Annotated in this window: 9 protein-coding genes and 1 pseudogene; 2 read left to right on the top strand and 8 right to left on the bottom strand. The window is 61.6% G+C overall.

What is annotated here, in order from left to right; genetic code table 11:
* Positions 1–89: 89 nt before the first annotated feature.
* The 6 genes and pseudogenes from ACQRBV_RS03445 to ACQRBV_RS03470 all read right to left on the bottom strand — a co-directional run bounded on the left by ACQRBV_RS03445 (position 90) and on the right by ACQRBV_RS03470 (position 6,446).
* A complete protein-coding gene (locus ACQRBV_RS03445; protein ID WP_060754438.1) occupies positions 90–1,487 on the bottom strand; it encodes a sigma-54-dependent transcriptional regulator in 1,398 nt (465 codons plus the stop codon).
* Positions 1,477–3,255, bottom strand: a complete 1,779-nt coding sequence (locus ACQRBV_RS03450; protein ID WP_090366493.1) for a sensor histidine kinase — start codon at positions 3,253–3,255, stop codon at positions 1,477–1,479. The genes ACQRBV_RS03445 and ACQRBV_RS03450 overlap by 11 nt, the downstream gene beginning before the upstream one ends.
* Positions 3,255–3,386, bottom strand: a pseudogene (locus tag ACQRBV_RS03455) (GNAT family N-acetyltransferase); the annotation flags it as partial. The pseudogene ACQRBV_RS03455 and the gene ACQRBV_RS03450, both read right to left, overlap by 1 nt.
* A 111-nt stretch (positions 3,387–3,497) precedes the next feature.
* Positions 3,498–4,364 (bottom strand): alpha/beta hydrolase, encoded by an 867-nt coding sequence (locus ACQRBV_RS03460; protein ID WP_090366494.1) that lies wholly within the window; start codon positions 4,362–4,364, stop codon positions 3,498–3,500.
* Positions 4,361–5,755, bottom strand: a complete 1,395-nt coding sequence (locus tag ACQRBV_RS03465) for an aspartate aminotransferase family protein (RefSeq protein WP_411985540.1) — start codon at positions 5,753–5,755, stop codon at positions 4,361–4,363. Before ACQRBV_RS03465 ends, ACQRBV_RS03460 begins: the two co-directional genes overlap by 4 nt.
* A complete protein-coding gene (locus tag ACQRBV_RS03470) occupies positions 5,748–6,446 on the bottom strand; it encodes an MtnX-like HAD-IB family phosphatase (protein ID WP_411985539.1) in 699 nt (232 codons plus the stop codon). The genes ACQRBV_RS03465 and ACQRBV_RS03470 overlap by 8 nt, the downstream gene beginning before the upstream one ends.
* Before the next feature lie 226 nt (positions 6,447–6,672).
* Between ACQRBV_RS03470 and ACQRBV_RS03475 the strand changes: the two genes are divergently transcribed.
* On the top strand, positions 6,673–7,443 hold the full coding sequence (locus ACQRBV_RS03475; protein ID WP_411985538.1) for a MipA/OmpV family protein: 771 nt from the start codon (positions 6,673–6,675) through the stop codon (positions 7,441–7,443).
* Between the two features lie 3 nt (positions 7,444–7,446).
* On the opposite strand, the gene ACQRBV_RS03480 is transcribed toward ACQRBV_RS03475, so the two are convergent.
* A complete protein-coding gene (locus tag ACQRBV_RS03480; RefSeq protein WP_411985537.1) occupies positions 7,447–8,100 on the bottom strand; it encodes a DsbA family oxidoreductase in 654 nt (217 codons plus the stop codon).
* A gap of 67 nt (positions 8,101–8,167) precedes the next feature.
* On the bottom strand, positions 8,168–9,187 hold the full coding sequence (locus ACQRBV_RS03485) for an alpha/beta fold hydrolase (RefSeq protein WP_090366498.1): 1,020 nt from the start codon (positions 9,185–9,187) through the stop codon (positions 8,168–8,170).
* Between the two features lie 199 nt (positions 9,188–9,386).
* Here ACQRBV_RS03485 and ACQRBV_RS03490 point away from each other — a divergent pair, with 199 nt between their 5' ends.
* Positions 9,387–14,993 carry a dermonecrotic toxin domain-containing protein gene (locus ACQRBV_RS03490; protein ID WP_411985536.1) on the top strand — a complete coding sequence of 1,869 codons (5,607 nt, stop codon included), beginning with the start codon at positions 9,387–9,389 and terminating at the stop codon, positions 14,991–14,993.
* Positions 14,994–15,036: the final 43 nt, after the last annotated feature.

Genomic DNA, 15,036 nt, shown 5'->3' on the forward strand with positions numbered 1-15,036 from the left:
ACCCTCATCGGGAGCAAGCCCCCTCCCACAAGTTATTCATCGTTCTATCGCTTAACTGACTGGCAAGCCCGCTCACTACAGGTCTGCTTTCAGCGGATGATCTTTTCCACCTGGATGCCCAGTTTTTTCAGGCGATACCAGAAGCTTCTTTCAGAAATCCCGATCTTCGCCGCCGCCGCTGCCTGCACCCCGTTGCTCTCTTGCAATGCCGCCAGGATGTAGGCTTTCTCCACCTCCGCCAGCGCCGCATCCAGGTCCTGAGGCACACCCAGGCCCTCGCTGAGCACCGCCGTCACGCCACCCTCGGTGGGCTTGGAGGCGAACAGGTAAGCCGGCAAGTCGATATCTTCAATCACCGGTTTGGCCGCCACGATGGTCGCGCGCTCCACGCAGTTTTGCAGTTCACGGATATTGCCCGGCCAGTTGTAGGCCGCCATGGCCTGCAATGCCTCCGGGCTGAAGCCGGTGATGCGTTTGCCGGCGGTGGCGCTCAGGGTCTCGGCGAAGTGCCGGGCCAGGGGCACGATGTCTTCGGCACGGTCACGCAGGGGCGGCAGCGGAATCGGGAACACGTTGAGGCGGTAGTAAAGGTCTTCGCGGAATTCTTTGTTGGCCACCGCATCCAGCAGGTTTTTGTTGGTCGCGGCGATCACTCGTACGTCGACCTTGCGCTCGCGTGGATCACCCACCGGCTCGATCACCCGCTCCTGCAATGCACGCAGGATCTTGGCCTGCAGGGCCAGGGGCATATCGCCGACTTCGTCCAGGAACAACGTGCCTTTGTCGGCCTGCTGGAAGCGCCCGACCCGGTCACTGACCGCGCCGGTGAAAGCGCCCTTGCGATGGCCGAACATCTCGCTTTCCAGCAAGCCTTCGGGGATCGCCGCGCAGTTGACCGCCACGAACGGTTTGTCGGCCCGGCTGCCATGCTTGTGAATGGCGCGAGCGACCATTTCCTTGCCGGTGCCGCTTTCGCCGGTCAGCAGGATGGTTGCATTGCTGTCGCGTACCGAGTCGATCGCGTGCAGCACCTGGCGAAAGGCCGGGCTTTCGCCCACCAGGCTGTCGAATTGGGCATGGTGATCCAGCTCGGCACGCAGCCGCGCGTTATCGCGCAGGATGTCGCGAAACTGCAAAGCCTTGGCCACGGTGATGTCCAGCTCGTCGATGTCGAAGGGCTTGGCGATGTAGTCATAGGCGCCATTGCGCATCGACTGCACGGCATTTTTCACCGTGCTGTAGGCCGTCATCACGATCACCGGCAGGTCCGGAAAACGCACCTTGATCTCGGCCAGCAATGCCGGCCCGTCCATGCCCGGCATGCGCCAGTCACTGATCACCAGGTCAATGTCTTCCTGCTCCAGCACTTTGAGCGCATGCAGGCCGTTGCTCGCGGTGAACACCTGGATGCCATTCTGGCTCAAGGCAGACGACAACAAATCACACAGCTTCGGCTCGTCGTCGACTACCAATACGTTATGCGTCATGACCTTCCTCATCGTCGCCATCGTCTTCACCCTGTGCCGGAATGTACAGGCTGAAGGTGGCGCCGGCATCTTTCTCACTGGCGCATTCAATGCTGCCGTCGTGACTTTCCATGATCGAATAGACTTTAGCCAGCCCCAGGCCCGTGCCGGAAGCCTTGGTGGTGACGAATGGCGTGAAGATACGCTCCATCATATCCGCCGGAATGCCCGGGCCGGTGTCGGCAATGCTGATCACCGTGTAGCCGTTCGTGCTGGCGATACCCAGCGTCAGGCGCCCGCCTTCAGGCATTTCGTCGACGGCATTGAGAATCAGGTTGAGGCACGCCTGCTTGATCTGCTTGGCATCCGCATAAAGCGTCGCGCCGGGGGCCTGGTCGATAATTTGTGCATCGATATTGTGGGTGGCCAATTCGGGGCCGCAGAAACCGAGGATTTCTTCGACCACCGGGCGTGCCGCCTGCAACACACGCAACGGTGGGTTGGGTTTGGCGAAGTCGAGAAACTCGGTGATCAGTTCATTGATGCGGCTGACTTCGCTGATCACGTATTCCAGATGGCGCTTGTCGGTCTCCGCCAAGTCCGCACGGCGGTGCAACAGCTGGGTGGCGGTCTTGATGATACCCAGCGGGTTGCGGATTTCGTGAGCCAGGCCCATGGCGACTTCGCCCAGGGCGTGCAACCGGTCTCGACGGCGCAGTTGCGCTTCCAGGTGGTGCAGCTCGCCCAGGCGTTCGGTCATGTGGTTGAAGGTGCTGCTCAACTGCGCCAATTCGTCGCCGCCACTGACCAGCACCCGGTGCTCATAATTGCCGGAGATCACCGCGTTTACCCCCAGGGACAAGTCCCGCAGCGGCTTGGTCAGGCGCCGTGACACCAGCACCCCGGCGCCGAGGGACAGCGCCGAGCTGAGCAGGAAAATCAGCAAGAACAGGTTGCTCTGGTTCACCAGCCCCACCAGGCTGGTGTGGCGCAGCAGCCCACTGAAGATCACGCCTTGCAGGTCGCCGGCGTCGTTGAAGATCGGCCAGTACAAACCACTGTAATTGTTGGTGAACTGTTCGCTCGGTTGTTTGGTGGCGCGCATGGCCGTTTCGACATTCTTCGGGATGCGCGACGGGTGATTATCAAAACGCTGGGTCGAGAATATCTCGGAAAAACCCGAAGGGTTGGCCAGGTACAGGCGCAGGTCGAGGGAGTGGACATCCGCCACACTGGTGAGGAAGCTGCTATCCAGATAGGTAGCGACCAGGAGCAGGTAGTCCTCCCCATCCTGCGTGGTTTCGAACGTGGAGACCACCATGCCCGTCGTCACGCCGGCCACCTGCACCGTCTGCAAGACGGCATTGCTGGTCAGGTTGATCTGCTTGACCACATCGTCAGCCGCCGTGGTGAACACCACCTTGTGATCGCTGGCGCGGATCAGCGCAACTACGTCGATATCAGTGGCGTTGGCAATGTCGGCGGTCAGCCGGTCGTGCTTGGCGGCTTGCTTGCTTGACGGCGGGCTGGTGTAGCGCAGGAACAGCTTGGCCATGCGCGCGTTGTCATGAAGGATGTTGCCGACCTCGTCCTTGACGATCTTGGTCGACTCTTGCAGCCAGATGCGCACGTTGCTGTCGAAGATCTGTGACAGTGTGGTTGCCGCCAGTTCGGCCGCAATCATGGTCGGAATAACGCTGACCAACCAAAACGCCAGCACCAGCTTGCGCTGGACGCTCCAGCGCGAGATGGCAAAGGGGCGGGCTTTCGGGCGGGTCTTGGTGATCATCAGGTTTCGCTTATCACAGCAGCCATGGCAGGGTCGGAACGATCCGGTCGAAGAAACATTTTCGCGAAATTGAACAGCCCGTTCACCCGCCGATTACGCTGGCGCAAGAACAGGCTGTTGTACTCAAGCTCGCTCGTTTACCCAGACACAGACCGCGCGTTCTTCAAGCCGTTCCAGACACTGCGCTGGATGGCTCGAACGCCCAAGCTGGCTTGGGCGATGATCACGTCGAGTGCTCAGGTTCATGCCCGCTGTCGGTAATCCACGGGCGCTTGGACAGCGGCGGCATGTTGCTCGACAAACTCGGCACTCAACTCGATCACCCGGCGGTATTGCAGGTCGACGGTGATCATGTGATAGCAGTTGTCCAGCAGGATCTTGGTCACGGGACCACCCAGATGGCGCTCCACGTAATCGGCGTTCCAGCGGCTGGTGATGTCGTCCTCGATGGAGTGCAGCACCAACGCCGGGACCTTGATCTCAGGCATGCGTTTCTTGACCACGGCGTTCATGCGGTGCAACTCGCGCACCGTGATGCCCTCCATGGTCAGCAAACCGGCTTCGCTGCTCTCCCCCTCCTTCATCTGCCGTTCGACGATCGAGCGCAGGCGCTCGTTCTTGATGCCATACGGCGGCTTCTCTTCAAAGCGGCAGACGTGCACGCCGAATGGAATCTTCATTAACAACGGCGTCAGGAACGCCAATTTGTTAATGCTCCAGCCGTCGTACTTCAAGGTGGTGGAATACATCAGCAACCCGGCCACTTGTCCTGGGTGCTCGGCGGCCACATACATCGACATCACCGCGCCCATGGACAAGCCACCGACAAACACCTGCTCGTGGCGCTGCTTGACCTGCGCAAAGGTCTTGCGCACGCCTTCATACCAGTCCAGCCAGCCGGTCGCCTGCAAGTCGCTGTTATCGCCGCAGTGCCCAGCCAGGGTGGGCACGTACACCGTGCAGTTGCCCACCTTGGCCAGCCCCTTGGCGACTTGGCGCAGTTCCGTCGGGGTGCCGGTCAGGCCGTGGATCAACAGAATCCCGACCGGACCTTCACCCAACACGAAGCCGGCGTCACCTTCACCGAGGTCGACTCCGATGTTGTTCACCGCTTGGTCGCTCGCGCCAGCAGTTGCTCCAGGAGTTTCAGGCCCAGGTCGATTTCCGGGTAGCTGATTTCCAGGGACGGTGCCAGGGTGATCACGTTTTTGTAGTAGCCGCCCACGTCGAGAATCAAGCCCAGTTTCTGGCCGTCAACGATCATGTCGCCCTTCATGCCTTCTTCGACCATGTAGTCCAGGGTCGCCTTGTCTGGCGTGAAGCCGTCCGCTGCGCAGATTTCGCAGCGCAGGGCCAGGCCCAGGCCATCGACGTCGCCGATGATCGGGAAACGTTTCTGCAGGTCTTGCAGACCTTCCAGGAAGTATTTGCCCTTGGCCATGACCATGGCGCCGTAGTCGACTTCGCTGGTCATCTTGAACATTTCCAGACCTACCGCCGTACCCAGTGGGTTGGAGGCGAAGGTGGAGTGGGTCGAACCTGGTGGGAAGATCTTCGGGTTGATCAATTCTTCACGAGCCCAGATGCCGCCCAGCGGGTTCAGGCCGTTGGTCAGCGCCTTACCGAAGACGATCACGTCCGGCTGCACGTCGAAGTGCTCGATCGACCACAGTTTGCCGGTACGGTAGAAGCCCATCTGGATTTCATCGGACACCATCAGGATGCCGTGCTGATCCAGGACTTGCTTGAGTTCGCGGTAGAAGTTCATTGGCGGGATCACGTAGCCGCCGGTGCCCTGGATCGGCTCGACGTAGAACGCTGCGTATTCGCTGGAACCGACTTTAGGGTCCCAAACGCCGTTGTATTCGGTCTCGAACAGACGGGCGAATTGCTGCACGCAGTGGCTGCCGTATTCTTCCTTGGTCATGCCTTTAGGGCCGCGGAAGTGGTACGGGAACGGGATGAACTGCGCACGCTCGCCGAAGTGGCCGTAGCGGCGACGGTAGCGGTAGCTCGAAGTGATCGACGACGCGCCGAGGGTACGACCGTGGTAGCCGCCTTCGAAGGCGAACATCAGGCTCTTGCCGTTGCTGGCGTTACGCACGACTTTCAGGGAGTCTTCGATGGACTGCGAACCGCCGACGTTGAAGTGCACGCGACCGTCGAGGCCGAATTTCTTCTTGGCGTCGACTGCGATCATTTCCGACAGTTCGATCTTGCCTTTGTGCAGGTACTGGCTGGCGATTTGCGGCAGGGTATCGATCTGCTGTTTCAGCGCGTTATTCAGGCGTGGGTTGGCGTAGCCGAAGTTTACGGCCGAGTACCACATTTGCAGGTCGAGATACGCCTGGTCTTCGGTATCCCACACGTAGGAGCCTTCGCAACGGCTGAAAATGCGCGGTGGCTCGATGTAGTGAACGGTGTCGCCGTAAGAGCAATACTTGGCTTCTTTATCCAGAAGAACCTGGTCTTCGGCGGTAGCGATACGGATATCAGACATGGTGGAAGAGTTCCTGATTTTCAGCGGTAAAGGTGGTGGCGTTGGCGGCGATGCCCATCGGCAGTTTGGCCAGCAGCGCAGGCAGTTCGGCAAAAGTGTCGAAGCGCACGTGAGGGATATGGTTGGCTTCGCAGTATTTGGCCAGGCTGCCTTTGGCGAAGACGAAGTCGGCGGTGGAAGCCACACACATGTCGGACTTGCCGTCGCCGATCACCAGCACGCGTTTGTTGCGTGGGGTGGATTTGCACTTGCAGTTGCCGGCCGCGGCACGGCAGGCATCGCTGGAATACGGGAAGTCGATGCGCCAGCTGTTCTGATCGACCTGGCGCAGACGGTTGGCGAGGATCGGCAGCAGGGTCACGTAGTTGCGCGACAAAATGCGCGCGATGCCCTGTTCGATGCCATCGCTGACCACCTCGATGGTGGCGCCCAGGCCCATGACGTAATCGACGAAGTCCGGGAAGTCCGGATCGATTTCGACGCTGTCAAAATACGCCAGCAGTTCTGCCGGGGTCGCTTTGATCAGCGCCAGTTGGCGGCTCAGGCATTCGCGGGAACCGATATGTCCATCCAGCCATTCCTGCTCGATGGTTTCCCACTCGGGGCCGGCGAAGCGTTGGAGGACGTTGTCGATGACATCGGTGGGGGTGATGGTCCCGTCGAAGTCACACACGATATGCCACTGGATCATTGCGTTTACCTTGATGGAGCGCGCTGTATGCGCTTGCCCAAGAGGTATAGCAGAGAGCGTGCCAACTGGCTGAACGCCAGCGGGGCTGGGCTTTTGGCCAAGATGTGTGGTGATATGTGTCGAGCAAGCTACAATTTTTGTAGCTTGCTACAAACAAGATGAGTGCTTGCGCGCAGGGCTACCTTCGCGCGTGAATGCGCGCCAGTTCAGGTAAGGAATCCGCTCCATGCTCAAAGTCACTTGCGCGGTACTCACAGGTCTGTTCGGTCTGCTGGACGTTTCCAGCGCCGCCTGGGCCGCCGGTCTCACCGGCCAGGTGGGTGCCGGCTTCAGCTATCAGCCCCGCGACCCCACAGCCAGCAGCTACGAAGTCAAACCGGTCCCCGAACTCGACCTGGACTGGGGCAACGTGAGCCTGGCGACAGACGACGGCCTGACCTGGAGCGTACTCAATACCAACGGTTTTACCGCCGGCCCCTACATCAATTACCTGCCGGGCCGGACCGCCAACGGCTCACTGCGCGGCTTGCGTGATGTGCCGGACATGGCCGAAGTCGGCGGGTTCGTACAATACGCCCCGGCCGATTTCTGGCGCGTCTACACCCAGGTCGGCCAGGCCGTCGGCGGCGCACACAGTCGAACCGGCATGCTGGGCAAACTCGGCGGTGAACTGGGTTACCCGATGGGCGGCGACATCATCGGCAGCACGGGCCTGATGGCCTACTTTGCCGACGCCCGCCAGACCCAGGCGTTCTTTGGCGTCGACGCCAATGAATCCGCCGCCTCAGGTATCCGGGCCTACAACGCCAGCGCCGGCTTCCAGAACCTGACGCTGACCCAGAGTTTCGAGTTCCCGCTGACCTCCCATTGGTCGTGGCTGACCAGCGCCAGCTGGACGCGCCTGGTCGGTTCGGCGGCCAACAGCAGCATCGTCAAGAAAACCGGCGACGTGAACCAGGGCCAGGTGCAGACGGCGATCAGCTACAAGTTTGACTGAAGCTCAGCCTTTGGCTTCGCTGATAATCTGACGAATCGCGCCCACAAAGGCTTCCGCCGGCTGGCCGCCGCTGACCGCGTACTGGTCGTTGAACACGATGGTCGGCACCGAGCTCACGCCACGGGACACCCACAGTTCTTCCTGCTCGCGCACTTCGGCGGCGTACTCGTCGCTAGCCAGGATCTGGGCCGCACGCTGGATGTCCAGGCCGACGCTCTCGGCGATGATCGCCAGGGTCGCGTGGTCGGATGGGTCCTGGCCATCGCTGAAATACGCCTTGAACAGCGCTTCCTTGAGGTTGTACTGCAAGCCTTCGAGCCCCGCCCAATGCAGCAGGCGGTGGGCGTCGAAGGTGTTGTAGATACGGCTCTGGCCGTCGGTGCGGAAAGCGAAGCCCAGGGCAGCGCCCATGTCGCGGATGCGTTCGCGGTTGGCCTGGGACTGCTCGGCGGAGGAGCCATATTTCTCGGTGATGTGCTCAACGATGTTTTGCCCGCCGGCGGGCATGTTCGGGTTGAGTTCGAATGGCTGGAAATGAATCTCGGCCTGTACCTCGCTACCCAGTTGGTCGAGGGCTTCGGTCAAGCCGCGCAGACCAATGATGCACCAGGGGCAAGACACGTCGCTGACGAAATCGATTTTCAGGGGAGTACTCATGGCAGGCAACCTCGCAGGCGTTTTTGTCGGCACTGACGCGCCGTAAAGGTTGCACCATACACCAAGTTCACAGCACCTTCGAAGACTCACCCAGGTCAATCTGCGCCCAATGCGCAACGTCTTCGCGATGGGCTTGCAGGTAGGGCAGCACCGCCGTCAGCAACGGTGCCTTGAACGCTTCCTGGAATCGATGGGCCATGCCCGGAATCAGTTTCAGTTGGCTGCCCTGGATATGCGCGGCCAGGTGCACGCCGTGCATCACCGGCAACAAGGGATCGGCGGTGCCATGCACCACCAGTGTCGGGACCCGCAGCTGGTTGAGCAACGGCACGCGGCTGGGCTCGGCGAGGATTGCCATGATCTGGCGCTTCACACCCTCGGGGTTGAAGGCACGGTCATAGGACAGTGCCGCCTGATGCAGTAATACCTGACGATCATCTTTCACCTGCGGGCTGCCCAGGGCCGCGAGCAGGTCCGCCTGCTGCTCCAGCGCCACCTCGCGATTGGGCGCGCTGCGCCGCGACAACAATTGCACCAGCGCCGCACTCGGCGCCGGCAGGCCCTCGGCGCCGGAGCTGGTCATCACCAACGTCAGGCTTTCCACCCGCTGCGGCGCCATCGCCGCCAGGTGCTGGGCGATCATGCCGCCCATGCTCACGCCCAGCACGTGGAATTGCCGGATCTGCAAGGCATCCATCAAACCCAGCGCATCATCGGCCATATCCGTCAGCGTGTAAGGCGTCGCTACCGGCAGGCCGAGCTTGTAGCGCAGCACTTCGAAGGTCAGGTTGGCGCTGGCCGGGGCCTGGCGCCAGGTGGACAGGCCGACGTCACGGTTGTCGTAGCGAATCACCCGGAACCCCTGCTCACACAGGGCCACCACCACTTCATCCGGCCAATGGATCAACTGCCCGCCCAGCCCCATCACCAGCAGCAACGCAGGATCCGACGCCCGCCCGATACTTTGGTAGGCGATGCTGACTGTTTCCAGGTCGACCGTTTGGGTCGGGACATTGACATCACATCGAGAAGCCGCAAAAGACGGCAGGCCGAACAAGAGAGCGGCCAGTAGAAAAAACACGCGCATGAAAAACACCGAAACGCAGAACCCCAGTAGAGCGCGAGTCTGATGAAGTTTGTTCAAGCGCGCTGCCACACTTCCATGACAGTTTGATGAAGAGTGCCCAGCGGTCAGGTCTACACATGTAGCGCCAACTCGCCGGGGCAGGTGCGTTCAATGGGCGGATGCCGGAAGCCATCGGCCTTTTGCCCAAGGAACCCCCATTATGCCCGACCTGTCTGCGCCAGCACTCGCTGACCTGCCACTGCCGACTTTTACCCCTTCACATACGACCCTGGCGTTGAACCAGGACGAGAACCTGCTGCTGCGCGCCGAACAACGCTTGCGTGATTGCCGCAGGGACATGCTCGAACTGATGAGCCACGCGCCGACACTGCGAGCGACCATCCATGAGACGCTCCAGCAACACCTGGGCCTGGACGGCGCCCAGGTAGGGCTGCAAATCCCATCCGAGGGCGAGCACGCGGCCGGCCGCTGTTCCCTGACCGACGCTTGCGCGTTTCTCCTCAAGTACCCGGCCACTGACACCGCGACACTGAGTGACGTGCAGGTATTACACCTGCCCGCCAACCATCCACTGGCCAAGCTGACGACGCCGCAACTGCTGGAGCAGGTCCGCCGCCTGGATATCCGCGCCGCCCTCACCCAGGCCTGGAACCGCTATTGGGCGGGCCGGGCACCGCAGACCCCGGTCAGCCGACGCCAACGTGCTGCACAGTTGTATCGCGAGCATTTCGAGGCGACGGGCTTGTGGCTCAAGGCTCAGGACATTGAGCGGGCGACCCCGCTCACACCGCTGTTCGTACTGCTTGAGTCGTCGGACGACACGCCGTCAGTGAACGAGCAGAAAATATTCACCGAACAGCTGATGCTCAAACATTCCGACGCCAGCCTGCGTGCACTGCCCGGCGCCTGGGTGGTCACACTGGATGGGGAACAACCCGTCAGCCAGCTTTTATATGTGCCGTTTCACCAACCGGCCTGGCAGGTCTTCAGCCAACGTGCGGGGATGGAGCGTTGGCTGCTGGAGCACCAGCGCGAACTGTTCGGTACTGAAGCCCCCCTGGCGACCCTCCACTACCGGCTCCAGACACAGCCCTTGGCCAACGGCATCGAGCAATGGCTGGCCTGGCTGGTCGACGCGCAATGGCAGAGCCTGGGCAGCGCGCCGCAGCACCCGGTTTTCCGCGATGGAGCCCCCCTGGCGCTGTTGCACAGTGACGAACTGGACTTGCTGCGACGCACCCGCCCGCTGTTCTCGGCGGCAGCGCCCAGGCAAGTGCCGTCGGCCGAAGAAATCGAGCTGGATTCACCGCCACCCTTTGGTTGGCTGGGCGCCGACCTTGACCCCAGCCACCGCCGGGCGATGATCCGGCAACAACGCCTGGCCCTGGAAACCCTGCAAGGCGATGAACCTCGCATGAACGCCTTCAAGCAAGCCCTCGCCGAACTCACTGCCCAGCAATTCGCGGCAGACGCCGCCGCTGTGGCGATGCTGGAAAGGCGGCCGTTGGATACCACGACCCTCAACACTCAGTACACAGCGCTATATGCCGCCAGGCGCGAAGGCTTGAGAGCCGAGGCCAGGCTGCAACGCAGCCTCGAGCAAATCAACCCACACGAACTGACCCGCCTGGAAACGGTGCTCGACCAGCCGCTGCGCGCCGCGCGCAACGAGGACGCGTGCGTGGCCGCGCTATGGCTGTCGATCACCCGCCAGAACAACGCCACGACCACCGTCACCACCACCGAACTCAAAGGCCCGCTGGTCTTCACCTGTGCGCTTGCGCTGACCGACCCACCTGACACTCTTCATAGCCTGTTGCTGTACTGGCCCGGCACCGGCGGCGGCTTGCAGCGGTTCGACTCGTGCCAGGCCCTGGCCGCATCGGTATTACGCCTGATGCCCGAGGAACAGGCGCTTTCCATGCAGCTCAAGGAGCTGACCGTCGACCCGCTCGACTACAGCCTCAACCTGCAACACGTCGCGTTCGAGGAGCAGGCCGCGCAGATACGTTCGGATCATCCGGCACCACCCCACGGCCGCCGACGTGCGGCTGAACTGGAAAAACTGCACCTGCAGACACTTCACAGCCTGCGCGTGCCGCTGCACGAAGCCCGGGACCTGGCCTGCTTGCAGGTGCTCGAACAAGACAACAGCGCCCATCTGGCCGAACAACTCCCCGATTGGCTGCGCAGCCTTACCGCGCAACAACGTGCAAGCCTCAAACCGTTGATGCAGGCTTACCTGCCGGCGATCGAACAGGCACAACAATTATTCGACCAGTCCCTGCCCGCGCGTGGCGACTTTGTGCGGCGACACATCGATGCGCGCCTGCGCAAGGACTTCGCCCTTGAGCAAGGGTTTTCCATCGCCGTGGAACTGCCGGACTCTGTCCAACAGCAGCGCGACATCATCCCCGGCGGCAATATCGGCGGCACACCGACACGCCTGGTGGATGTTCCCAGTCGCGCACGCAGCAGCCTGACCCTGGAACAGCTGGCATTGAGCAACATTGACAGCACGTTGAGCCTGCGCCTGGGTTTTATGCGCGCAATCGTGACCAGCGACGCCGCCGAGGAAGTCCGTGCCTTGCAGGCCGGACTCAGCGCCGACTACCTGAGCAAGATGGTGCGGGACCTCAACCTGGCGAAGAAATATGAAGACCATATCTACGCCACGTTCAGAGGGCACCCGGATGAATCGACCTTTGAACAGCAGTACCGCCGTGAAGTGCTGATCAAACCCTGGCGCCTGCTGTTGCAGCTGCAAGGGCGCTACGCCGTGCTGCAAAACCAGCTGACGGAAACGGACCTGCAACTGCTCGACATCGCCATCGATGCCGACACCGCCACGGCCTGGGACTCAGGGTCACGGCGCATCCGCCTGCTGCCGGCCCACCTCGCGACGGGAGGGCGTGATACCCGTGACGAGCAGCCGATCACCTTGTCGGGCATCACCTTCATTCACGACGCAGCGAGCGGCTTGACCTTGTTGTACCTGCCCGACGCACCTGACGAACGTTTTTTCCGTCGCTACGACAGCCTGGATCAGGCGCGCAAGGGCCTGTTCGATCTGTGCCGGCTGGACAAGATGGTGCAGTACGTCGCCGGCCGTGCGATCAAGGGCGATGTCCGCGCGCATATCCAGCGGATCGACCAGGCCCAGCAAAAACACTTTACGGCCATGATCGGCGCGGGCGAACGTTGGCCGGTCACCACCTCACTGTCGGCGCATCTATTGGATGCGCACATGGGGCGGCTGATCGAGGCCAATCGCAATGATGCCCGCTCCAACGAAGACCTTGCGCTGGAACGCTATGCGCTGCAAAGCGGGTACCTGTTCAACGGGGTCAAGATCGCCTTGGGGTTCGTGCCTTTCGTGGGTACGGCGGTGTCGCTGGTGGATGGTGTCACCCAACTGGCCGGTGCCGTCGACGCGTTCCGCCAAGGGGAAACGCATGCCGGCATTGAACAGCTGGCGTCAGTGTTCGAATGCCTGTTGTTCGCGGCCATGGATATTGTGCCGATGGCCGCCGTGCCGTCGGTACGGGCCGATGCGGCGCGCCGGTTGATGCGCTTGCGACAATCGGCCCATGCCGGCGTCAGCAGCGGCGCCTGGCGCTCCCTGGCATCGCAAAGCCGGGCAAGCATCCTGACGCGGTTCGACGGTTATGCGTATGAAAAACCGCTTTCACTGGCGGGCCTGCAACCGGGCAAACAGGGCATTTATCGCCAGGTCTATCGCCACCCCGCAGGTGACTTCATCCTCAACCACGGCCAGATCTTCCAGGTGGAGTTCGACAAGGCTTATCAAACCCTGCGACTGAGTGGCACGCGTAAAAAGTCCTATAAGCAGCCCATCAGGCTGGACGAAAACGGCCAATGGGATACCCATGGCGCGCTCTACGGCACCTTGGTGGATGGCGGGCTGCCGGGGGGCGGCAATGTGCTGGGCGCCGTGGCCGACCGCCTCGACCCGCTGTGGCCGGCGATGATTCGCCAATGGCTGCCACGCTGGTGGACCGACCATGCCTTGCGCCAGCAGCGCAGGCTGATATCGCGGATCGGCACGGCGCTGCAGTCGATAAACGCCAGCGGCGCAGAGGTCAATCGGTTGCTGCCGCGCTACCACGCGGATGACCTGTCTGTGATCCCGGAGCTTGAACGCGCCATGGACAATCTCACGGCGCAGGCTCAGAAAATGGATGAAGAGTTGGTGTCCATCTCACGCTACCTGCGAGGGAACCGCAGCCAGATGTTGAGGAAGGCCCGCGGCGATGTGGCCGATGATGTATGCCTGTGCACACAACTGCAGGTGAGGGTGTCCCTGCAACAAGTCCTGAAATACTCCGACGAAGCCGCCGCCCTCAACACTCGTCTTCAGGCCATGCCCTTTGACCAGGTGACCGGCAGGCAAACCCTCCGGGAACAGATCCGCAACCTGGATATCCAGGCATTTGACTGCTACCAGCGAACCGACGCAGCGGTTGAACTGATGAACCGATGGCTGCCCCTGGGCCCCGGAATCAATCGAAAAACCCTGGTCACGACTGCCGAGGTCATCAACCGCCGTTATTCCGAACTTGAACGCGCACGCTTCAAGACCGAGGCCCTGACCGAGCTCATCGCGCATCGCAAACCCGGGCACGACATCGCCTGGCATTACCTGCAGGGGCCGCTGAATAACGCCGAGAACGCCTTGATACAGGCGCTGTACCTGCAACGTCATCTGCTCGAGGCAAGCCCCAACCCCAGCCAGCGCAACCGCATCTTGCAGCACTGCATCAGCACCTACGACACCTATCAGCGCCAGTTGAACAGTTGGACGGCCGGTGTACCGCAGCTGTTTGATGACACCTATGTCGCGCAGATGCACCAACAGCTCAGCGCCCTGCGCGCACGCGCCGAAAAAGCCCTGACCACCGTCACGCCCAAAACCACGGGCGCACCCGGCAAACGCGTGTTCGAGACCGACGACAACCTGCTGCTGATTGGTGACGCCGATAAAACCTCAGCCCCGCAAAAACCGCGCTACACCCTCACGGGTAAACGGGGCGAGGAGCATGTCTGGGAACAAGGCAGCGACGGCAAATTCCGCCGCGTCGATGCAGCGAGCCCGACGGCATGGCAACCCACCCCCCGTGACCTGAACGCCTTGACCCAGGACGCCAAGAATCGTTTGCAGAACCTTGCCGCCCACCAGGCCCGAGTCGACGGCTACAGACGCCAGAAAATGCTCCCGGCGGACCTTGAGTTCATGATGACCAGCGAGGCAGATACCCTCGAGCTGCAAGCCCGTCACCTCGCAGAGTTGGCGGGAGATGCGGCATTGGTCCGGCAACTGCGCCAGAAGGCCACCGACCTGCGCGAGCAAGGCCGGCGGCTGCGGATCAACCAGTCCATCGCCAGCCAGACACCGACCGAGGGCTACCTGGACTATCTGCTCAGTCAGCAGTTGGATGACAAACCGATTGTCGACATCCGCAAGACCGGCGCCCTGGAGGACCTGGGACGGCGCCAGGATGGCCGGCCGGATTTCATGCAGGAATTTGAAATCCGCGATATACGCCAGGCCACGCCCAAGCCGCTGTGGTACGCGCACTTTCACTACGAGTCGGCAACGCCCAAGCAACTCGATGTCTTTGTCAAAGGCCACCTCAAATTGCCTGCTCAGCGTCGCCTCGGGCTGAAATGGCAACAGACTCAAGCCCGCGACGGGGCAACGGGCGACGTGGCGATCTGGCGGGGAGACATTAATAAACCACTGGCAAGGCAGCATTTCCAGACGGCGTGGGATGGATTGCTCTAGTCGCCGCCGCGCACCGACTTGTCCGCAACGGGAACATGAGACA

This window comes from Pseudomonas sp. R11F, assembly GCF_050312575.1.
GTDB classification, from domain to species: domain Bacteria; phylum Pseudomonadota; class Gammaproteobacteria; order Pseudomonadales; family Pseudomonadaceae; genus Aquipseudomonas; species Aquipseudomonas palleroniana.